Origin of the sequence: Vibrio sp. S9_S30, from assembly GCF_014694455.1 — a bacterium.
GTDB lineage: Bacteria > Pseudomonadota > Gammaproteobacteria > Enterobacterales > Vibrionaceae > Vibrio.
On the sequence record NZ_JAAUWT010000020.1, the window covers coordinates 1 to 20,152 of the forward strand.

The 20,152-nt window shown below is 46.0% G+C and carries 22 protein-coding genes; 11 read left to right on the forward strand and 11 right to left on the reverse strand.

The annotated features are described in order from the left end of the window. The first annotated feature begins 226 nt into the window (after positions 1-226). Complete coding sequence (locus HC752_RS19650; protein ID WP_190336905.1) at positions 227-781, forward strand: gamma carbonic anhydrase family protein; 555 nt, start codon at positions 227-229, stop codon at positions 779-781. Here HC752_RS19650 and HC752_RS19655 read toward each other — a convergent pair. From HC752_RS19655 to HC752_RS19670, 4 genes are all read right to left on the reverse strand, one after another. Next, positions 768-1,034, reverse strand: a complete 267-nt coding sequence (locus HC752_RS19655) for a DUF1488 domain-containing protein (RefSeq protein WP_190336906.1) — start codon at positions 1,032-1,034, stop codon at positions 768-770. The genes HC752_RS19650 and HC752_RS19655 overlap by 14 nt on opposite strands. A gap of 6 nt (positions 1,035-1,040) precedes the next feature. After that, positions 1,041-1,871, reverse strand: coding sequence for a shikimate dehydrogenase (gene aroE / locus HC752_RS19660; RefSeq protein ID WP_190336907.1), 831 nt, complete (start codon positions 1,869-1,871; stop codon positions 1,041-1,043). A gap of 69 nt (positions 1,872-1,940) precedes the next feature. Continuing rightward, on the reverse strand, positions 1,941-2,858 hold the full coding sequence (gene hemF / locus HC752_RS19665; protein ID WP_190336908.1) for an oxygen-dependent coproporphyrinogen oxidase: 918 nt from the start codon (positions 2,856-2,858) through the stop codon (positions 1,941-1,943). Positions 2,859-2,880: 22 nt separating this feature from the next. Continuing rightward, complete coding sequence (locus tag HC752_RS19670) at positions 2,881-3,438, reverse strand: L-threonylcarbamoyladenylate synthase (protein ID WP_190336909.1); 558 nt, start codon at positions 3,436-3,438, stop codon at positions 2,881-2,883. A gap of 192 nt (positions 3,439-3,630) precedes the next feature. Here HC752_RS19670 and purE point away from each other — a divergent pair, with 192 nt between their 5' ends. Next, entirely contained in the window at positions 3,631-4,116 is a 486-nt protein-coding gene (gene purE / locus HC752_RS19675) for a 5-(carboxyamino)imidazole ribonucleotide mutase (RefSeq protein ID WP_190336910.1), read from the forward strand. A 5-nt stretch (positions 4,117-4,121) separates the two neighbouring features. After that, positions 4,122-5,249, forward strand: a complete 1,128-nt coding sequence (locus HC752_RS19680; RefSeq protein WP_190336911.1) for a 5-(carboxyamino)imidazole ribonucleotide synthase — start codon at positions 4,122-4,124, stop codon at positions 5,247-5,249. Positions 5,250-5,299: 50 nt separating this feature from the next. Here the strand turns inward: HC752_RS19680 and HC752_RS19685 are convergent, their stop codons facing one another. The 4 genes from HC752_RS19685 to HC752_RS19700 are packed head-to-tail and all read right to left on the reverse strand — an operon-like array spanning position 5,300 to position 8,566. Further along, positions 5,300-5,869 carry a DNA topoisomerase family protein gene (locus tag HC752_RS19685; protein WP_190336912.1) on the reverse strand — a complete coding sequence of 190 codons (570 nt, stop codon included), beginning with the start codon at positions 5,867-5,869 and terminating at the stop codon, positions 5,300-5,302. Between the two features lie 13 nt (positions 5,870-5,882). Further along, the gene (locus tag HC752_RS19690) at positions 5,883-6,356 is read right to left on the reverse strand and encodes a DUF494 family protein (RefSeq protein ID WP_101115243.1); all 474 of its coding nucleotides are present in this window, start codon (positions 6,354-6,356) and stop codon (positions 5,883-5,885) included. A 2-nt stretch (positions 6,357-6,358) separates the two neighbouring features. Beyond that, the gene (gene dprA, locus HC752_RS19695) at positions 6,359-7,459 is read right to left on the reverse strand and encodes a DNA-processing protein DprA (RefSeq protein ID WP_190336913.1); all 1,101 of its coding nucleotides are present in this window, start codon (positions 7,457-7,459) and stop codon (positions 6,359-6,361) included. Beyond that, entirely contained in the window at positions 7,460-8,566 is a 1,107-nt protein-coding gene (locus HC752_RS19700; protein WP_190336914.1) for a LysM peptidoglycan-binding domain-containing protein, read from the reverse strand. Positions 8,567-8,683: 117 nt separating this feature from the next. Between HC752_RS19700 and def the strand changes: the two genes are divergently transcribed. The 4 genes from def (at position 8,684) to trkA (ending at position 13,058) form a co-directional block, all read left to right on the forward strand. Next, complete coding sequence (gene def / locus HC752_RS19705; protein ID WP_190336915.1) at positions 8,684-9,205, forward strand: peptide deformylase; 522 nt, start codon at positions 8,684-8,686, stop codon at positions 9,203-9,205. 35 nt (positions 9,206-9,240) lie between these two features. Next, entirely contained in the window at positions 9,241-10,188 is a 948-nt protein-coding gene (gene fmt, locus HC752_RS19710) for a methionyl-tRNA formyltransferase (protein ID WP_190336916.1), read from the forward strand. A 137-nt stretch (positions 10,189-10,325) separates the two neighbouring features. Next, a complete protein-coding gene (gene rsmB, locus HC752_RS19715) occupies positions 10,326-11,606 on the forward strand; it encodes a 16S rRNA (cytosine(967)-C(5))-methyltransferase RsmB (RefSeq protein ID WP_190336917.1) in 1,281 nt (426 codons plus the stop codon). 75 nt (positions 11,607-11,681) lie between these two features. Further along, positions 11,682-13,058 carry a Trk system potassium transporter TrkA gene (gene trkA / locus HC752_RS19720; protein WP_190336918.1) on the forward strand — a complete coding sequence of 459 codons (1,377 nt, stop codon included), beginning with the start codon at positions 11,682-11,684 and terminating at the stop codon, positions 13,056-13,058. A 35-nt stretch (positions 13,059-13,093) separates the two neighbouring features. On the opposite strand, the gene trhA is transcribed toward trkA, so the two are convergent. Together trhA and HC752_RS19730 are read right to left on the reverse strand one after the other, a co-directional pair. Continuing rightward, complete coding sequence (trhA, locus tag HC752_RS19725; protein WP_190336919.1) at positions 13,094-13,747, reverse strand: PAQR family membrane homeostasis protein TrhA; 654 nt, start codon at positions 13,745-13,747, stop codon at positions 13,094-13,096. 177 nt (positions 13,748-13,924) lie between these two features. Continuing rightward, positions 13,925-14,725 (reverse strand): sporulation protein, encoded by an 801-nt coding sequence (locus tag HC752_RS19730; protein ID WP_190336920.1) that lies wholly within the window; start codon positions 14,723-14,725, stop codon positions 13,925-13,927. A gap of 573 nt (positions 14,726-15,298) precedes the next feature. Here HC752_RS19730 and HC752_RS19735 point away from each other — a divergent pair. The 4 genes from HC752_RS19735 (at position 15,299) to HC752_RS19750 (ending at position 19,010) form a co-directional block, all read left to right on the forward strand. Beyond that, positions 15,299-15,562 carry a YihD family protein gene (locus HC752_RS19735; RefSeq protein ID WP_190336921.1) on the forward strand — a complete coding sequence of 88 codons (264 nt, stop codon included), beginning with the start codon at positions 15,299-15,301 and terminating at the stop codon, positions 15,560-15,562. Positions 15,563-15,911: 349 nt separating this feature from the next. Next, the gene (gene ccoG, locus HC752_RS19740) at positions 15,912-17,330 is read left to right on the forward strand and encodes a cytochrome c oxidase accessory protein CcoG (protein WP_190336922.1); all 1,419 of its coding nucleotides are present in this window, start codon (positions 15,912-15,914) and stop codon (positions 17,328-17,330) included. 47 nt (positions 17,331-17,377) lie between these two features. Further along, a complete protein-coding gene (locus HC752_RS19745) occupies positions 17,378-18,364 on the forward strand; it encodes a serine/threonine protein kinase (protein WP_190336923.1) in 987 nt (328 codons plus the stop codon). A 43-nt stretch (positions 18,365-18,407) separates the two neighbouring features. After that, positions 18,408-19,010, forward strand: coding sequence for a thiol:disulfide interchange protein DsbA/DsbL (locus HC752_RS19750; RefSeq protein ID WP_190336924.1), 603 nt, complete (start codon positions 18,408-18,410; stop codon positions 19,008-19,010). Between the two features lie 81 nt (positions 19,011-19,091). On the opposite strand, the gene HC752_RS19755 is transcribed toward HC752_RS19750, so the two are convergent. Then, complete coding sequence (locus tag HC752_RS19755) at positions 19,092-19,976, reverse strand: acyltransferase (protein ID WP_190336925.1); 885 nt, start codon at positions 19,974-19,976, stop codon at positions 19,092-19,094. Between the last annotated feature and the right edge of the window lie 176 nt (positions 19,977-20,152).

Consider the following 20,152-nt stretch of genomic DNA (forward strand, 5'->3'; position numbering starts at 1 on the left):
CTTCGCTTTTCAGCGACCTAATCTAGCCTCTGACTCGTTTCGTTTCTTTCGAAGCGTTCCCGTGTCAGCGAGGGGGCATTATAGAGATCGGCATTACATTGGCAAGCTCTTTTGAGTGTTTTTTCCAATTTTTAAGTTGTTTGCGTGTTTTTTATTCAAAAGATGGTATTTTCACTATTCTTCTTTCACTTTTTACCCTTTAATCGCCCTAAATTAAGGAGAAATCATGAGCTCAGTTCGAAGTTATAAAGGTATTTGCCCTGAAATTGGTGACGGTGTCTATATAGATAGCAGCTCGGTCTTAGTGGGCGACATTAAAATAGGCAACGATTCTAGCGTTTGGCCACAGGTTGCAGCTAGGGGGGATGTGAACCGCATTTATATTGGTGAACGAACCAATATTCAAGACGGGTCCGTTTTACACGTTACTCATAAAAATGCGGAAAACCCTGAGGGCTACCCTCTTATTATTGGTAATGAGGTGACGATTGGTCATAAGGTTATACTTCATGGGTGTACGGTAGGCGATCGTGTGTTAGTGGGTATGGGTGCCATCGTTTTAGACGGCGCATGCATCAAAGATGATGTCATGATCGGTGCGGGCAGTTTAGTGCCTCCGAATAAAGTATTGGAAAGTGGTTATCTGTATATAGGCAGCCCTGTCCAGCAGGCTCGCCCGCTCAGTGAAAAAGAGCTCGCTTTTTTACGAAAGTCTGCGGATAACTATGTCAAAACAAAAAATGAGTACAGTACGGTAGTCAAGCCAGTCAGCTTCGAATAACCACCTGACCGGAATCGTCATAGTCTTCATCTTCTATTAAAGATTCAGCAAGCTCTTCTATATCAAAACGGTATTGTGAAAAGAGAGAAAGGGCTTGCTGACCTTCTTCTATTTTCTTTCCACTCAATTGTTCAATGACAGAAATTTGGACGAGGCATTCGATCAACATACCTGACTGCTGTGCGGGGAAACGAACTGCATCATGTTCCTTGTCCCAAGTTTGAATATCAGGAAAGAGTATGGATTGATTCATAGCTGGCTACCCTTCTAAGTTCTTTCTGAGTTCTCGCAGAACTTGCTTTGCACCAGGCCTTAACCCTCTCCATATCAGGAAGCTTTCTGCGGCTTGTCCGACCAACATGCCTAAACCATCATACGCCTTTGCGACTTGGTTTTCTTTCGCCCATTGATTAAATGCTGTCAGCCCTTTCCCGTACATCATGTCATAGCTGACGGTTGTTGGACTGAATATCGAAGAGCTAATCGTAGGTCGCTCTCCACTCAAGCTAGCCGACGTAGAATTGATCACCACATCAAACGACGTATTGATGTCTTCCATAGGAACAGCGTCAATATCGCCAAAGTCTTGAAACATCTCTTCAAGCTTTTTGGCTTTAGCGTACGTTCGATTGGTTATCACTATACTCTTAGGGGCTTGATCCAGTAGGGGCTTGATCACCCCTCGTGCAGCGCCGCCTGCCCCAATAACCAATATTCGAGCACCTTCAAGTGGTACTTGGTACTGCAATAAATCTTGAACCAAACCTTCGCCATCGGTGTTATCGCCAATGATTTCTCCATCATCGAGTTTTTTTAACGTATTCACCGCACCTGCCAATTGGGCTCGCTCAGTCAGTCGGTCGGCAAATTGAAAGGCGTCTTCTTTGAATGGCACAGTAACATTACAGCCTTTCCCACCTTGTGCGAAAAAGTCCGTTGCCGATTCGACAAAGCCATCCACTGGAGCTTGACGCGTGGTGTAGGATAATGATTGATTGGTTTGCCGAGCAAAGAGGGTGTGTATAAAAGGGGATTTACTGTGTCCAATAGGGTTACCAAACACGACATATTGATCAATAGATTGCGCCATTTCCTTGCCTGCAAAAATAAAATAGGGTCATTTGTACTGACCCTATCATTAGTTCTTTATAACAGGAAGTCACCATTCCCTAGGTTTTAGGTAATTTTGGTACAAATCATCTTCAGGTGTCCCTGGTTCAACCTGATAATCGTATTCCCATCGAGCTAAAGGAGGCATCGACATTAAAATAGACTCGGTACGCCCACCACTTTGTAGCCCAAATAGAGTGCCTCTGTCGTAGACCAAGTTGAATTCGACGTAGCGACCACGACGGTATAACTGAAATTGACGCTCTTTTTCACCATACTCGGTGTTTTTTCTGCGATCAATGATCGGCACAAGTGCTTCGATGTAGCCTTTTCCAACGGCTTGGATGTATTCAAAGCTTTTATCAAATCCCCATTCGTTGAGGTCATCAAAAAACAAGCCACCTACACCTCGCGTTTCATTGCGATGCGGGAGGAAGAAATATTCATCACACCATTTTTTATGTTCTGAATACACATTGTCGCCAAACGGTGCACAGATTTTTTTTGCCGTGTTGTGCCAATACAAACAATCTTCTTCAAAAGGATAAAAAGGCGTTAAATCAAAACCGCCACCAAACCACCAAATGGGATCGTGCCCTTCCTTTTCAGCGACAAAGAAACGCACATTGGCATGGGAAGTGGGTACATAAGGATTGTTCGGGTGCATCACTAACGATACGCCCATGGCTTCAAATTTTCGACCAGCAAGTTCGGGGCGATGAGCCGTAGCTGACACGGGCATTTCTTGACCAGAAACGTGTGAAAAGTTCACACCGCCTTGCTCAAAGACGTTGCCACCACTCATAACTCGAGTTCGCCCTCCGCCACCTAGCCGTTCCGTCGATTCACGATGCCAAATATCTTCTTCAAATACAGCCTGACCATCCACTTCTTCAAGCTGTTGGCATAGAGTGTCCTGAAGTTTTAACAAAAAGTACTTAACTGCATCTTTATCGATATCTGGCATTGCGTATTCCTATATCCTCAGGTTATCCCTGTCTTAATATGGTAGACGTTAAAGCGTCGCGTATTTCACTCGGCTTATCACGACCACCGGTTTCACCTTCTAAAATTGCGACCAAGTGTTCACCGAGCTGTGCATGCACTTCTTGATAAGTCATACATGGAGGCTCACCCGTTAGGTTGGCGCTGGTCGAGGTTAACGGTTTACCAAACGTCTCGCAAAGGTTTTGTACCAATGGATGATCGGTCACTCTTACTGCAATGGAATCAAATTGACCTGAAAGTAAGTTGGATAACCCCGGTTTTGCGGGCATGACCCAAGTAACCGGTCCTGGCCAGGTATCAAATACCGCTTGACGAGCCTCTTCTGTTAATTGAGATTCATCGACATAGGGTTTGAGTTGTTCAAAATTGGCAGCGATAAGAATTAACCCTTTTTCTACTGGTCTCTTCTTGAGCTCAAGCAACTTTTGAATGGCCTCTGCATTATCAGGGTCACAGCCTACGCCAAATACCCCTTCCGTTGGGTAAGCGATGACTTCCCCATCATGGAGCGCCTGAACTGTGTTTTCAAAATTGGTCAATTAGACCCCCTTATCTTTAGCATTTGAGCGGTAGTGTACAAAGAGTTTACACCTCAACCCAAAAGTAATTTATTAGTAAACTGTATCAAACCTTAAAACGATTTTGCGCAAACGTTTTCCTTACCGAAAATTCTACGTATAATGCGCGCAAAATATCCGCTCACCCAATGAAAGCGCTGAAGGAGTATTGAGATGCAAGTCGGTATTATTATGGGTTCTAAATCAGATTGGCCAACCATGAAGCTGGCAGCAGAAATGCTGGATCGCTTTGGTGTGACCTATGAAACGAAAGTGGTTTCTGCCCACCGAACTCCACAATTATTGGCCGACTACGCCAATGGCGCCAAAGACCGCGGCATTAAGGTCATCATTGCTGGCGCAGGCGGTGCCGCACACTTACCCGGTATGGCCGCAGCCTTTACAAGCTTGCCGGTTCTGGGTGTTCCAGTGCAATCTCGCGCTCTAAAAGGGATGGATTCCCTACTCTCTATTGTACAAATGCCTAAAGGCATTGCCGTAGGCACACTGGCCATCGGTGAGGCCGGCGCAGCAAATGCTGGTATTTTGGCCGCTCAAATCATTGGCACACACAATGAAGAAGTAATGGCAAAAGTGGAAGCTTTTCGCCAAGAGCAAACTGAGACGGTTTTAGCTAACCCAAACCCAGCCGAGGATTGATCCCCATGCACGTTCTTGTCTTAGGCGCTGGTCAACTGGCTCGAATGATGTCTTTGGCTGGTGCGCCATTGAACATCCATATTTCAGCCTTCGATGTAGGCACAGAAAATATCGTTCACCCACTCACCCAGCAAGTGATTGGGAAGGGCTTGACTACAGCGATTGAGCAAGCGGATGTCATCACTGCCGAATTCGAACACATTCCGCACGATGTGCTTGATGAGTGTGAAAAAAGCGGTAAATTTTTCCCAACTACCGATGCCATCAAAGCCGGTGGTGATCGTCGCATAGAAAAATCGCTACTTGATAATGCCAAGGTGAAAAATGCCAGGTACTTCGTGATCCATACGAAAAGTGACCTTGAGAAAGCCATCGAACATGTTGGCATTCCAATGGTATTGAAAAGTACCCTTGGTGGTTACGATGGGAAAGGGCAGTGGCGCTTAAAAGACAAGACACAGGTCGATGCCATTTGGCAGGAAATGTCCGAATGCATTGCAGAAACACCAAACCAAGCCATTGTGGCAGAAGAGTTTGTGCCATTTCAGCGTGAAGTGTCTTTGGTTGGCGCTCGAAATGCCGCTGGCGAAATTGCCATCTACCCATTGGCAGAAAATGTTCATACTGATGGCGTTTTAACGCTATCCACAGCCATTGCGGATGAAACACTTCAAGCGCAAGCCAATACGGCATTTACAGCGGTAGCGGAGTCTTTAAACTATGTGGGGGTGTTGGCACTGGAGTTCTTCGATGTCAATGGCGAACTATTGGTCAATGAAATCGCGCCTCGCGTTCATAATTCCGGTCACTGGACTCAGCAAGGTGCGGAAACGTGTCAGTTTGAGAACCACTTACGTGCCGTGTGTGGGTTGCCTTTAGGCAGCACCGCCCTTATACGTCCAACATCGATGGTGAATATTTTAGGTGAAGACCGAGTACCAGAGAGCGTTTTAGCTATGCCTGAATGCCATGTTCATTGGTACGGAAAGGAAAAGCGTGCTGGTCGTAAAATGGGTCACATCAATGTGTGCGCCGCGAGTGATGAGGCGTTAAAAGCCGCTCTGATCAAGCTTGCCAACATGCTAGATGCCGAAGCGTTTCCTGCATTAAAGGAAAGCACTCAAGCGCTTTAATAATCCCATAACTCGTGATAACGGCACTCAACTCAAGTGAGTGCCGTTATTTATTGAATTTGCTCTTTCTGACATTTCCGGTTCGCGCACAATATTTTCACACCAGACGCCAGCGTCTTCTCTACCAACAGTGGGTAGTCACACTCATCACATTCCCCAAGCAATGGCTTATGGTTCACTGCAAATTTGCATTTTGGGTAACCATTGCAGGCGTAAAACATTTTCCCAAAGCGAGACTTTCTCTCGATCAAATGACCATTCTTACATTCAGGGCAAGCAATCTCTTCTTCGGCTTTCAACTCTTCTTTAGGAGGATCTAGGGACTCAATATGATGGCACTCTGGATACGCACTGCACCCGATAAACATGCCATAACGACCCTGCCTCAGCACCAATTCACTGGAACATATCGGACAAGGGACACCCAACTCCTTAACGATATGACCATCGTTTTGACCAAGGGCACGAATGTAATCACAGGACGGATACTGGCTGCATCCAAGAAAAGGACCATGCTTACCATGGCGTAAGGACAATTCTCCACCGCATTGAGGGCACGGTTCTTTATCCAGTGCGTGCTCATGGGCAGAGAATAATTGAGAATTAATTTTACCGCTCATTCACCCAAAACCATTAATGAAGAATACCACTCTCGGTAGTATACAAGAGCTCCTCCATTTGGGTGTAAGCGTTTTCATTACCCGGCACATTAAACAGTACCATTAATACTATCCACTTTAGATCGTCCAGCTGAAAATCACTGGTTTCCAAGCCCATGACTCGATCAATGATCATTTCACGAGTTTCGGCGGTTAACACTTCAACTTGCTCCAAAAACAGCAAGAATCCGCGACATTCGATATCTAAACGTGTCATTTCAGTACGTGTGTAAATACGCACCGACGTAGCTGCACTGGTTCTCATGGCGGATTGTGCATCGCTTTGTTGCAGCGCGGCCAAGTCCTCTAACCAATTCAGGGCTTTGTAAATCTCTTTTTGGTGGAATCCAGCTCTGAGAAGCTCATCTTCCAACTCATCTTGATCGACCATCAATTCCGCATCACTGTGGATGTAGGTCTCGAACAAATACATCAGTATGTCCATCATAGTTAGCCCCTCCCCTTTCGAATATAGCCACCAGGTACTGCAACAACATACCCTGAAAGCTCAAGCTCCAGTAGTTGCATCATGACTTCATGCACAGGTATATGGGTCCGCTCTGCAAGAATATCAACGGGTGTTGCTTCTAACCCTACGTTAGCCATTAGTTCGGGAAATGGCAATTCTTCTTGCGAGGCATCTTCACTAAATATAGATGTTTGTTGAGAAAACGACCAAGAAACTAAATTTTCCACTTCTTGGAGAATATCTTCGGACGATTGGACTAGGCAGGCACCAGACTTAATCAGCGTATTGCCCCCTCTTGCGTTGGGGTTATGAATGGAACCAGGCAGTGCAAAAACATCGCGACCTTGCTCTGCGGCATATCGCGCCGTTATTAAGGATCCACTGCGCTCGGCAGCTTCAACAACAAACACCCCGACAGACAACCCACTGATAATACGGTTACGACGTGGGAAATGCTCAGGTCTGGGTTTGGTATTGGGGCGAAACTCAGAAACCAAAGCACCTTGCTCTATTATCCTTTGGGCAAGATTTCGATGTCGAGTGGGGTAAATACAGTCCAGCCCCGATCCCAATACAGCAACGGTTTGCCCGCCTCCCTCCAATGCACCATCGTGTGCGTGTCCATCCACACCCAGCGCCAAACCACTGGTAACCACTAGCCCATTCGCTGATAAATCTTTGGCAAATGCTCTCGCTGTCTGAAGCCCTTCGATACTGGCGTTTCGACTGCCCACCATCGCTATTTGGGGTGCACTCAACGATTGCACATCCCCTTTTACAAACAGTGTGGTAGGCGGTGAAGAGACTTCTTTGAGTAAAGAGGGGTACGAACCATCAAGCAAGGTCACAATGTGATGGTTTGAATCCAATTGCCATTCCAAGCACTCATCCACCTCTGGGTGTGATTTGGCTTTAAGAAATTGGATTTGTTTCGGCTTAAGCCCTATGGATTGCCATCGCTCTTCACTGGATGCGAGCAAATTGATGGGAGCATCAATAGTGAGTAATCGAGTCAGAGACTGACCACCCAATTGAGGTGTAAAACTCAATGTCAGCCAAGCTCTTAGCTCATTTTCGGTCATTTAACTCTCTTCGTCCTTGGCTTCCACAGCGTCATTTTGTTGCGCTTTCAATAATGGAGACAAACCCAATGTTTGGGTATGAATCGGTGCTTGACTTCGGGTAATCAGCGCAATACTGAAAGAAGCATACGGTCGAATGACAATCATCTCCCCAACAGAAACATCGGGAAGCTTCTCGCTGAACCATCCATCGTCCACAATGTAATTACCCCGACTTCCAGAAACGCCTAATCCTTCTTCCCAAAGATCAAACATGGTGCCTTGCTCGACCTTGTCGTTAAGTCCGCGATCAATAATCACAACTTGATTACGACCGATAAACTTGCCTCCCTCTAAAGAACCAAGAATCGACACCGAGACATTTTTCGGGGCGGGCTCTGGGTAGAAAGTGTTGGATAACGACAATCCTTCATGATGCTGATAAGGCAAAGCAAAATCATTCGAGAGAATTTCTTGCTTCTGAGATTCCACTTTTAACGCACTCAGTTTCTCCTCTGACTTTACTAACGTTGCCGTTGCCACCATTTTCAAAGAAAAGACTTCTTCACCACTGTCACTGCGTTGATATTTTGAGACAGATCGATAAATACCCCAATGTGTCTCTGTGGTACTGCCATCAATGAACAATTGGTCATGCTGACTTAAGAAACGTCTCCCATCTTGCGTGCCAACGACTCGCATCGCGCTGTCTAGAGTGGCTTGGGTAACCAATTTGTCTGAATTGATGTAAGGCAAAACCAACCCTTCAGGCAAAGTTGGTACCGCATCTTTATCTAAAATACGGGCTTTAGGAGAAAGCGTAAGCAACGGTTTTCGGCTCAACATGGGTTGCCCATTTCGCCAGACTAACGTTAGCTTGTCGCCAGGATAGATCAGATGAGGGTTGTTGATGTCTGGGTTAATTTGCCAAAGTCGAGGCCAAAGCCAAGGGCTGTCGAGGTAAAGTGCTGAAATATCCCATAGGGTATCGCCTTTTTTCACTTCATACGTTTTCGGTGCGTTTTCTTTAACCGATAAAACATCACTTTTTGCAAGGACACTATGTGCGACAACACATGTTATTATAGTTAAAGAGGTATGACCTAACTTGGCCATTATTCCTTTCATAACCTCAATTTCCCTATCCAATATTGGCTAGGATGCTGTCATTTAGGTTATAAAATGTCTAGAATTGAGCCAGCTAGGTTTTAGCTGTTTCGGCACAGTTCAATATTTAGAGTGTATATGTCTGTATTACAAGTATTAACTTTCCCTGATGATCGCCTTCGCACAGTGGCTAAGCCCGTCGCAACAGTGACACCAGAGATTCAAAAAATCGTCGACGACATGTTAGAAACCATGTACGACGAAGAAGGCATCGGTCTTGCCGCAACGCAAGTCGATATTCATCAGCGCATCGTTGTTATCGATGTTTCTGATACCCGCGATCAACCCATGGTACTGATTAACCCTGAGATCACCGACAAACGCGGTGAAGACGGCATCGAAGAAGGGTGTTTGTCTATTCCAGGGGCTCGTGCTTTGGTACCTCGTGCGGCAGAAATTTCTGTAACCGCACTGAATCGTGAAGGTGAAGAATACACATTTGAAGCGGATGAGCTTTTAGCCATTTGCGTTCAACATGAATTGGATCACCTTGAAGGTAAGTTGTTTGTTGATTACCTTTCGCCACTGAAGCGTAAGCGCATTCAGGACAGAATGTTGAAGCTTAAGCGCTTCAATGAAAAACAAGCGAAAAACGCCTAATCCACCAACACCTTCACCCATAAAGGAAGCTTACCTTGAGTCAGTCATTAAGAATTGTCTTTGCAGGTACTCCGGACTTCGCCGCCCTTCACTTGGCGGCGTTATTGTCTTCGGATCACGATGTTATTGCAGTTTACACCAATCCAGATCGCCCAGCAGGTCGCGGTAAAAAACTTACTCCATCCCCAGTTAAAAGCTTGGCACTGGAACACAACATTCCGGTTTACCAACCTGAAAACTTCAAATCTGACGACGCGAAACAAACGTTGGTGGATCTTAATGCCGACATCATGGTTGTGGTCGCGTATGGCATGCTGCTGCCACAAGCCGTGTTGGACACACCCCGTTTAGGGTGCATCAACGTTCATGGCTCTATTTTACCGCGCTGGCGTGGGGCGGCTCCCATTCAACGTTCGGTATGGGCGGGAGACGCCGAAGCGGGTGTCACCATCATGCAGATGGACATTGGTTTGGATACGGGTGATATGTTGAAAGTCGCTTCTCTCCCCATTGAAGCAACCGACACCAGTGCCTCAATGTACGACAAACTGGCCGTTCTTGGTCCGAAAGCGCTGGTCGACTGCCTAGTGGATATTTCCAATGGCAACGCACAACCTATTAAGCAAGATGACGAGCACGCCACTTACGCCAAAAAACTCAGCAAAGAAGAAGCTCGCATAAATTGGCATGATACGGCGGTTCACTTAGAACGCTGTGTTCGTGCCTTCAATCCGTGGCCCATCAGCCACTTTGAAGCTGAAAATAACACCATCAAAGTTTGGCAGAGCCGATTAGATAGCCAAGCCACCGATAAAGCGGCAGGCACCATTCTTCAAGCAGATAAAACCGGCATTTACGTTGCCACTGGTAACGGCGTACTTGTGCTCGAGAAGCTGCAAGTTCCCGGTAAAAAAGCGATGCCGGTTCAAGACATATTGAACTCACGAGCCTCTTGGTTTGAAGTGGGCTCGAAGCTCGTTTAAATCAGAAACAACCTGATTTCAGGATAAATAGCCAATATCAATAATTGATTTAATTGGTATATCGACGAAGTGAAGACTCACTTCAATACGTACTTTTTGAGGGCAGAGATGCCCTCCTTTGCTTTAAGGTATTCATCATGAATGTTCGCGCTGAAGCTGCCAATGTTTTGTATCTCGTTGTCGACAAAGGACAATCTCTTTCTACTGCCCTTCCTGCCGCTCAACAAAATATTCGCCCACGTGACCACGCGCTACTGCAAGAAATTTGCTACGGTGCACTGCGTTACCTGCCACGCTTAGAAACCATCGCTAATCATTTAATGGATAAGCCACTCAAAGGTAAACAGCGTGTATTCCACCACCTGATTCTGGTGGGTATTTACCAATTAAGCTTTATGCGAATTCCTGCGCACGCAGCGGTTGGGGAAACGGTAGAAGGAACGAAGGCACTAAAAGGCCCTAGGCTTCGTGGTTTAATCAATGCGGTACTTCGTAACTACCAGAGAAATCAAGAAGAATTAGACCACGTCGCGGTGAGCCATAACGCAGGCAAATATGGTCACCCAAGCTGGCTACTGAACTTGCTGCAAACGGCTTACCCCGATCAATGGGAAGCGATTGTTGAAGCCAATAACCAAAAAGCCCCCATGTGGCTGCGCGTCAACCACCAGCATCACAGCCGCGACGAATACCTTGAGTTACTCAAAAAGGACAACATTGATAGCAGCGTGCACAGTGAAGCGTTAGACGCCATAAAATTAGACGCGCCGACCGATGTGCACTCATTGCCCGGCTTTGAACACGGCTGGGTATCGGTACAAGATGCCGCCGCTCAGCTGTCGCTGAATTACCTGAAACCTAAAGATGGCGAATTGATTTTGGATTGCTGCGCGGCACCTGGGGGCAAAACCGCCCACATTCTGGAACGCACCCAAAATAGCAACGTTGTGGCGATAGATTGCGACGAGCACCGTCTTAAGCGCGTGCATGAAAACCTGAAGCGCCTCAACCTTCAGGCGAAAGTCATTTGCGGTGACGCACGGAATCCTAAAGAATGGTGGCAAGGTGAGCAGTTTGACCGCATTTTGCTGGATGCACCATGTTCCGCAACCGGAGTCATTCGCCGTCATCCCGACATAAAATGGCTGCGCCGAGCGGATGACATCGATGCCTTAGCCAAGCTACAAAGCGAGATTCTCGACGCCATGTGGCAACAGCTTAAACCGGGTGGCACGCTTGTCTACGCCACATGTTCGATCACGCCACAGGAAAATCGCGATCAAGTGAGTCAATTCCTGAGCCGCACACCGGATGCAACGTTGGATGGATCGGATATCGACAACCCGGGCAGACAAATTCTCCCGGGTGAAGACGACATGGACGGCTTCTATTACGCTGTATTGAAAAAGCAGGCGTAAGCAAGATAAACAACAGTACGCAATTCACATCGCCAAAAGGCGAAACAGACGCAAAAGTAAGCGAATAGGTAAGCGATGAAAATCATCATACTCGGTGCTGGACAAGTAGGTGGCACCCTTGCAGAAAACTTAGTGGGTGAGAATAACGACATTACGGTGGTAGACCGGAATGGAGACCGACTGCGTGAATTGCAGGATAAGTATGATTTACGAGTGGTCAATGGGTTTGCCAGCCACCCGGGCACCTTACGTGAAGCTGGCGCTCAAGATGCGGATATGTTGGTTGCCGTGACCAACACTGATGAAACCAATATGGCGGCCTGTCAGGTTGCCTTTACGTTGTTTAATACCCCGAACCGAATTGCACGCATCCGTTCGCCAGAATACTTGGCAGAAAAAGATGCCCTATTCCAATCGGGGGCCATTCCCGTCGACCACCTGATTGCGCCAGAAGAATTGGTGACAAGCTATATCGAACGCTTGATCCAATACCCAGGGGCACTCCAAGTGGTCAGTTTTGCGGAACGTAAAGTCAGTTTGGTTGCCGTCAAAGCCTACTACGGTGGTCCACTCGTCGGGAATGCGCTATCCGCATTGCGCGATCACATGCCTCATATCGACACTCGCGTTGCGGCCATCTTTCGCCAAGGTCGGCCTATTCGCCCTCAAGGTACCACCGTCATTGAAGCCGATGACGAAGTCTTTTTCGTCGCGGCAAGCAACCACATTCGTTCAATCATGAGTGAGCTCCAACGTCTTGAAAAGCCTTACCGCCGCATCATGATAGTGGGCGGAGGCAATATCGGGGCAAGCTTGGCCCAACGCCTTGAAAAAGAGTACAGCGTCAAACTGATTGAACGAGGCTATCAGCGCGCAGAAAGGCTGTCTGAACAACTGGAGAACACGATTGTGTTCTGTGGCGATGCCGCGGATCAGGAACTTCTCGCAGAAGAGAACATCGATCAGGTGGATGTATTCATAGCCCTGACCAATGAGGACGAAACCAATATCATGTCTGCCATGCTGGCGAAGCGCATGGGGGCGAAAAAGGTCATGGTACTGATTCAACGTGGCGCTTACGTCGACTTGGTGCAAGGCGGCACCATTGATGTGGCAATATCTCCGCAACAAGCCACGATTTCCGCGCTTCTGACACACGTTCGACGTGCCGATATTGTCAACGTCTCCTCTTTACGTCGTGGGGCGGCTGAAGCCATTGAGGCCATTGCGCATGGCGATGAAACCACTTCTAAAGTGGTTGGTCGTGCTGTGGGGGATATCAAGCTTCCACCGGGCACCACCATAGGGGCCATTGTTCGCGGTGAAGAGGTCTTGATTGCCCATGACCGAACGGTGATTGAACAAGACGACCATGTGGTGATGTTCTTGGTTGATAAAAAGTACGTGCCTGACGTAGAGCGCTTGTTCCAACCAAGCCCATTCTTCCTATAAGACCGTTTACGGATATTGGATAGCTGTCGATACGATCAAATTGGGTCGACGAAAAAATAAATAGCAAAGAAATGGCAGGCGGCTCCCCCTAAAACAAATCCGTGCCATATGGCATGATTAAAGGGAATGCGTTTGCTCACGTAAAAAATCACCCCTAAGGAATACACCACTCCACCCATTGCAAGTAAAACCAAGCCACCCACATCGAGCGAAATAGCCAATTGGTATATCACAACCAATGACAGCCACCCCATCCCTAAATACGTATACAGCGAGAGTTTTTTAAATCGGTACACAAAGGCGATTTTGGCAATGATGCCAATTAACGCTATCGACCAAATAATGATCATTAAGCCCACCGCCAATGGCGTTCGCAGGCTCACCAACAAGAAGGGAGTGTAACTGCCCGCAATGAGCAGATAAATCGCGCAATGATCCAGTGTTTTCAACCAGCGTTTGGCTTTGCGATAAGGCACCGCGTGATAAACCGTCGAAGCCAGAAACAGCAAAATAAGGCTACCACCGTATACACTCATGCTGGTGATGGTGAGCGTATCGGCATGATTATCTGCCGCTTTGATCAGCAAAAACACGAGCCCAATGATGCCAAAAATCATCCCCAATGCATGAGTGATGCTATTGGCTATCTCTTCACTTACACTGTACTCAGTCTTTGTAGAACGTGTCATACACCCCCCCTTCCGTTTAGAGCGAATACTCACAAGAGAGAGTATGGCATATTTCAGCGTACAGTTGTAAGCTTAATTTAATTCAACGCTTTTTTAGTTAGAAAGCAGTATTTAGCTAGAAAACACTGCTTCGTCAAAACACTATTTAGTCAGAAAACGCTATTCAGTCAGAAAACACTAGGTGGAGCTATCCAAAAATCCCAACACTTGCTGCCCAGCGGCTTCACCAGATGTGCTGGATGGCAAAACCAAATGACGCTTTAATTCATTGCCACCCAGTAACCCTGCCAGCATGCCTCCGATGCCTTTTTTGCGACGGTCCACTTCAAACCAAAGCTTCAATTCATTTTCGTCACGGTACGCCACGATTTCCAACTCTCGCCAACGCCCATGATAGGGGCCGGTTGTCGGAACGAATTCAAACTCTTGAACAAAAGGAAGCTCAAACCCTTTGGCTTCTTCGCATTCCACCTGTCGGATACGCAAACCTTGTTCTTCCAGCGCAGTAAAGATGCCGTCCATTAACGGATCTGGACGAACGGTGACGGCATCTTTGTCTGTCGGGTCGATCGCCATGGCAATATCCAAGCCTGTTTCCAACCAAACTTTCGCATCGCCGATGGTCACCGGTGTATTCCACGGAATAGGCAACTCCACATCAAACGTTCGCTCTTCACCGGGCTCAATAGTAAAAGCGTAGGGCAATTGCCATGAAGCTAGTGCGTATTTCACATTTTGCTTCTTCGTTTGCATCCCTGCTTGCACGTGACTTTTGTCGTTATCTGCGGGCACTTCACGAACGTATCGACAACAAAGCTTCAAATCGATGTTATCGATCTCTTGTGCAGAAGACCCGCCATATACATGGATTTTAATGCTGACTTTTTGCCCTGGAATCAGCACTTCCTGCTGAAGAATAGAATCCACTTTGGCGCTACCGATACCAAAACTGGCTAACGTTTTCTTTAAGAAAGACATGAACAACTCCTCTGGTTGGGCTCTTCCTTTGCTATATAAGGCAATGATTGGCAGAAGAAAGTTCCGATTATTTTCTATACATATCCTGTACAGCGGACTTGTGCAACTTTCATACGAAAGACACACTAAAAAATGAGCAAAAAACCAGCATTTTGTTCGCACATATTTTAAATAGGTGCTAATCTTTGAGCCGGATATGACTTCATATCTATACTCCTGATTTTCTATAGGATTGGCGTTCGCCAGAAGAGATTTGTCTCATAGTGAATTAGGTCAAGTGATTGGCAAGGGATGTGCCTGGCTGTTAGGTAAACGAATGCGCCCAACACCTGTCAGGTTTTCGCACACACATCGTAGTGCGTCTCGACGTCGCCCAGGGTTTGCTTCAGCTCCAGTCTGCAGTAAACCCGCTCCACAGGTAGACTTAGTTGTTAAAGAGGCTCTTGAAAGCCAACAAGACAAGAAAGTAACCCAAGCGGCTTAATGAAAAGCGCGGTCTCAGACTGCGCTTTTTTATTTCAACGTATTTTGTTAACGTACGAAAATATCATTATGAAATTTGTGGAGAAAGATATGAAGTGTCATCGCATCAATGAGTTACTCGAACTCATACACCCTGAATGGCAAAAGGAATCCGACCTCAATTTGGTGGCGTTCATCCAAACATTATCTCAAGAAGCTGGATATGAAGGAAAGCTTGAGGATTTAACCGATGATGTGCTGATCTACCATCTAAAAATGCGCAACAGCCAAAAAGGCGACATGATTCCTGGGCTAGCTAAAGATCAAGAAGACGATTTCAAGACAGCGCTTCTCAAAGCTCGTGGTGTTCTTTAATTCAAGAGCATGTTGAATAAATCGATCCACTTTCCTTAAAGCGGTGTTTCAGCCGCTTTTATGTATGCCTCTTTTTTCTGCCTAACTGTTACTAAGAAAGTAATTAAACCTTGATACCCATAAAGAAATAATTGTTTTATAAACAGTATAATCCTTGGGAAATTTAAGCTGCGTCTTGCGCTTTGTGTATCAAATTAAAAGAATGTCCTGCACTCTTTATTTGCACAAATCTGCTTACGTTCGGACTTTCTCGTGTGAGAGGTGGCAAGACAGCTAAAATAAGAAAAGCAATGTCGAAGAGTGAAGGCAGAAGAACCTTCACCTCAAAACGCCCAAGAAGGATACCTGTATGAGTCAGGACAAAATCGAAGTGAAAGATGTGACTCCAAAAACCTATAACCCTAAAACGCACAAGGGAAAAGGAGACCGTTTTAATCCGAGCAATCAAATCTATGTGCGAGAAAGCAAAGGGACCTATCAAAAACTCCGGCGATATGGTGGGTGGTTGTTATTGCTGGTGTTTGGTTTAACACCTTGGATACCTTATGGAGATCGTCAGGCGATATTGCTGGATTTAGGCAATCAACAATTTAATTTCTTCGGAACCACTTTGTTCCCACAAGATCTCACGCTGCTTGCCTTGCTGTTTATGATCGCTGCCTTTGGCTTGTTCTTCTTAACCACATTTTTGGGGCGTGTTTGGTGTGGCTACCTTTGCCCTCAAACCGTGTGGACATTCATGTATATATGGTTTGAAGAAAAACTGGAAGGCGCTGCCAATAAACGGAGAAAGCAAGACAGTGGAAAAATGAATTCAAACCTTCTGCTTCGTAAAACTCTCAAGCATATTGCATGGTGGTTTATCGCCCTTGTCACTGGTTTTACTTTTGTAGGGTATTTTGTGCCCATTAAAGACTTGGTTATCGATTTTTTCACTCTTAATGCCAGCTTTTGGCCTGTCTTTTGGGTCGTTTTTTTCGCCGCTTGTACCTACGGTAACGCAGGATGGATGCGCTCAATCATGTGCATACACATGTGCCCTTATTCTCGCTTCCAGTCTGCCATGTTCGATAAAGACACTTACATTGTGGGGTACGACACGAAAAGAGGGGAAACCCGCGGTGGACGCCCACGCAAAGCCGACCCAAAACAACTCGGGTTAGGTGATTGTATCGACTGCGATTTGTGCGTTCAGGTTTGTCCTGCTGGCATTGATATCCGTGACGGGTTGCAATACGAATGCATCAACTGTGGCGCTTGTATTGACGCGTGCGACAATACCATGGATCGCATGGGGTATGAAAAAGGGCTCATCAGTTACACCACTGAACATCGCCTATCAGGTGAGCACACCAACATCATGCGACCGAAATTGCTGGGCTATGGGGTGGTCATGTTACTCATGATGGGGCTTTTCCTATTCCAAGTAGTCAACGTCGAACCTATGGGGTTATCCGTCATTCGAGATAGGAACCAACTGTTTAGGATGAACAATGAAGGGCTAGTGGAAAACACATATACCCTTAAAATCATCAATAAGACTCAAGAGCGTCAAGAATACAACCTCGAGGTAAACGGCATTAGCAATGTCACCTGGTATGGTTCTCAAACTGTGCACGTTAGCCCCGGTGAAGTACTGAACCTACCTTTGAGTCTTGGCGTTGATCCTGAAAAACTTCCCTCTCCCATCTCAAAGATTCAGTTTATACTCACCGACAGTGACCAATTTACTGTCGAAGTCGAAAGCCGATTTATTAAGAAGCTATAGACCCCACTCAAGATGGAATAAGGCGCAGCAATGCGCCTTTTTAATGTATGTCTGAAAATGCCTTTAACTTTGAAGCTCTGACTCCCGACTTCATGTGGTACGCACTGGAAAGTATCGGCGTGCGCGCAGAATCTGGGTTACTCGCCCTAAACAGCTATGAAAATCGAGTCTATCAATTCGTAGACGAAGATAAGCGACGCTATGTGGTTAAATTTTACCGACCCTCTCGCTGGAGCAAGGCACAAATACAAGAAGAACATGATTTTGCTTTGGAATTACTGGAACAGGACATACCTCTTGCCCCTCCTTTGGTGATCAATGGTCACACATTGCATGAGTATAATGGCTACCTCTTTACACTTTTTGATAGCGTAGGGGGGCGTCAATTCGAAGTCGATAACGTCGAACAGTTGGAGTGGGTGGGGCGTTTTATGGGGCGTATTCACAACGTTGCTCAAAGTAAGGCATTTCAGCACCGTCCTACTTTGGGCTTTGAAGAGTATCTCTATCAACCACGAGCATTACTGCAACAATCCAACTTGATACCCATGCATTTGGAAAAGAGTTTCTTCAGCGATTTAGACATGCTCATTGAGCGAATTGAATCACATTGGGTTTCCGGTATTGCCGTACAACGTTTGCATGGAGACTGCCACCCAGGGAACATTCTTTGGCGTGATGGACCGATGTTTGTCGACTTAGATGATGCACGAAATGGTCCTGCCGTACAGGATTTATGGATGCTGCTCAGTGGCGATCGTCACGATAAATTAGCGCAACTGGATATCATTCTTGAAGGTTATGAAGAGTTCTGTCACTTTAATCACAACGAGTTGAAACTAATTGAGCCATTACGTGGTCTACGGATGGTACATTACATGGCTTGGTTAGCTAAGCGATGGCAAGATCCCGCATTTCCCGTTGCATTCCCTTGGTTTAGCGATGCGAAGTATTGGGAAGGTCAGGTGCTTGCATTCAAGGAACAATTGGCGGCTTTAGAAGAAGCCCCACTGACACTCACACCTCAATGGTAAATTGTGCTGTGTCCAACACAGTTTTACACGGAGAATAAACTACATGAAAAAACTTTTTGCACTGATTGCAACTGTGCTTATCAGCGTTTCAGCCCATGCAGCAAAATTCAGTGAAGGTGAGCACTACAAAGTACTGGATCTTCCGCCGTCTACTTCCCCAATAGTGACTGAGTTTTTCTCGTTCTACTGTCCTCACTGCAATTCATTCGAACCTGTTGTTAAGCAAATAAAAGCGCAACTTCCAGACAACGCAAAGCTGGTTAAAGTACCTGTGTCTTTTATGGGGGGTGAGATGGGCGTCCCAATGAGTAAAGCTTACGCTGCCATGGTGACACTGAAAGCAGAAGATAAAATGGTTCCGGTGATGTTTAGCCGTATCCATAACTTGAAAAAGCCACCAAAAAACGAAGAAGAATTGCGTCAAATTTTCCTAGATGAAGGCATTGATGCCAAAGCATTCGATTCTGCTTACAAAGGTTTTGCCGTCGATTCTATGGTTCGTCGATTCGACAAGCAGTTCAAAGATAGTGGGCTACGTGGTGTTCCTGCGATTGTGGTTAACAACAAATATTTGGTGCAAGCGCCATCAATCAAATCAATGGATGAGTACATTGAGTTAGTCAATTTCCTATTGAAACTCAAATAACGCCCATTAAACGATTTCAAAAAAGGAGCCTCTGGCTCCTTTTTTATATTTAATCCGCATCTTCAGTAACCTTAACTCCGATCACTTACGTTGATAGATGCTCTTCAGCAATTCATCTTTATCTTGCCAAATATCCCAAAGCCATTGCTGAAATTGCCTCTTGTAAGGTTTATCGTTGAAGTAATCCCCTCTCACTTCATCTGTCATTGGTATCAAACGAATACGAACCTCTATTCGCTTCATTTTGCCCATTAACATGTCCTTAAACGGGGTATCGACATTGTCTGGGTACGCCAATGTGACATCAATAATATGGTCAAATTGCTCCCCCATCGCCGCAAGCGTATAGGCAATGCCACCCGATTTAGGCGCTAACAAATGTCGATAAGGCGATCGGGATTTTTTCAGTTTTTCGGTGGTATAGCGCGTCCCTTCCACATAGTTCACGACCGTGGTGGGCAAATGCCTAAACTTTTCACACGAACGTCGGGTCGTCTCTAAGTCCTGACCACGCTTTTCAGGGTGTTTAATCAAGTATTCCCTTGAATAGCGACGCATAAAAGGCATATCCAGCGCCCAGCACGCCATGCCAACAAAAGGAACGTATAGCAATTGCTGCTTTAGAAAAAATTTGGGCATGGGTATGCGATCTTTAAAAACGGAACACAATACAACAATGTCGGTCCAGCTAAGGTGATTGCTGATCATCAAATACCAACCTTCTTTTTTTAACCCCTCTCCCCCTTCAATGCGCCACTCTATTCGATTAGAGATAACCAATATCACCCCATTCAGCGTTGCCCAAAGCCACATAAAAAAGTTGGCACCTTGGGTCACTCGCGTTTTCCATTTTTGCCCTGGAACGAGGCATTTTACCAATGCGAGCAGGACGATTGGAATGGAGCACAAAGCAGAATTCAGGATGACGAGTGTGACGTTGATGATAAGAAGAAAATAACCAAACATAGCGTTATAAGTATTGAAAATAAGCCCACGTTAAAAACGGTGCAATATTGTACTGCGCTGTCATCTTAATGTAATCCCTTTATTTAATGGTCTGATTTGTCAAATTTATCGGATGACACCATAGATTAGTGGATTAAGTACGGTTTAATATGACACTCTGGACTCTCGCTCGGAAG

Coding starts and splice junctions, on each gene's coding strand:
- HC752_RS19650 (WP_190336905.1), top strand. CDS start 227: ATGAGCTCAGTTCGAAGTTATAAAGGTATTTGCCCTGAAATTGGTGAC.
- HC752_RS19730 (WP_190336920.1), bottom strand. CDS start 14,725: ATGTCTTTCTTAAAGAAAACGTTAGCCAGTTTTGGTATCGGTAGCGCC.
- HC752_RS19655 (WP_190336906.1), bottom strand. CDS start 1,034: ATGAATCAATCCATACTCTTTCCTGATATTCAAACTTGGGACAAGGAA.
- ccoG (WP_190336922.1), top strand. CDS start 15,912: ATGAGTCAGGACAAAATCGAAGTGAAAGATGTGACTCCAAAAACCTAT.
- trhA (WP_190336919.1), bottom strand. CDS start 13,747: ATGACACGTTCTACAAAGACTGAGTACAGTGTAAGTGAAGAGATAGCC.
- HC752_RS19735 (WP_190336921.1), top strand. CDS start 15,299: ATGAAGTGTCATCGCATCAATGAGTTACTCGAACTCATACACCCTGAA.
- HC752_RS19700 (WP_190336914.1), bottom strand. CDS start 8,566: ATGAAAGGAATAATGGCCAAGTTAGGTCATACCTCTTTAACTATAATA.
- dprA (WP_190336913.1), bottom strand. CDS start 7,459: ATGACCGAAAATGAGCTAAGAGCTTGGCTGACATTGAGTTTTACACCT.
- HC752_RS19755 (WP_190336925.1), bottom strand. CDS start 19,976: ATGTTTGGTTATTTTCTTCTTATCATCAACGTCACACTCGTCATCCTG.
- HC752_RS19680 (WP_190336911.1), top strand. CDS start 4,122: ATGCACGTTCTTGTCTTAGGCGCTGGTCAACTGGCTCGAATGATGTCT.
- aroE (WP_190336907.1), bottom strand. CDS start 1,871: ATGGCGCAATCTATTGATCAATATGTCGTGTTTGGTAACCCTATTGGA.
- HC752_RS19685 (WP_190336912.1), bottom strand. CDS start 5,869: ATGAGCGGTAAAATTAATTCTCAATTATTCTCTGCCCATGAGCACGCA.
- trkA (WP_190336918.1), top strand. CDS start 11,682: ATGAAAATCATCATACTCGGTGCTGGACAAGTAGGTGGCACCCTTGCA.
- HC752_RS19690 (WP_101115243.1), bottom strand. CDS start 6,356: ATGATGGACATACTGATGTATTTGTTCGAGACCTACATCCACAGTGAT.
- purE (WP_190336910.1), top strand. CDS start 3,631: ATGCAAGTCGGTATTATTATGGGTTCTAAATCAGATTGGCCAACCATG.
- HC752_RS19750 (WP_190336924.1), top strand. CDS start 18,408: ATGAAAAAACTTTTTGCACTGATTGCAACTGTGCTTATCAGCGTTTCA.
- def (WP_190336915.1), top strand. CDS start 8,684: ATGTCTGTATTACAAGTATTAACTTTCCCTGATGATCGCCTTCGCACA.
- rsmB (WP_190336917.1), top strand. CDS start 10,326: ATGAATGTTCGCGCTGAAGCTGCCAATGTTTTGTATCTCGTTGTCGAC.
- HC752_RS19745 (WP_190336923.1), top strand. CDS start 17,378: ATGTCTGAAAATGCCTTTAACTTTGAAGCTCTGACTCCCGACTTCATG.
- hemF (WP_190336908.1), bottom strand. CDS start 2,858: ATGCCAGATATCGATAAAGATGCAGTTAAGTACTTTTTGTTAAAACTT.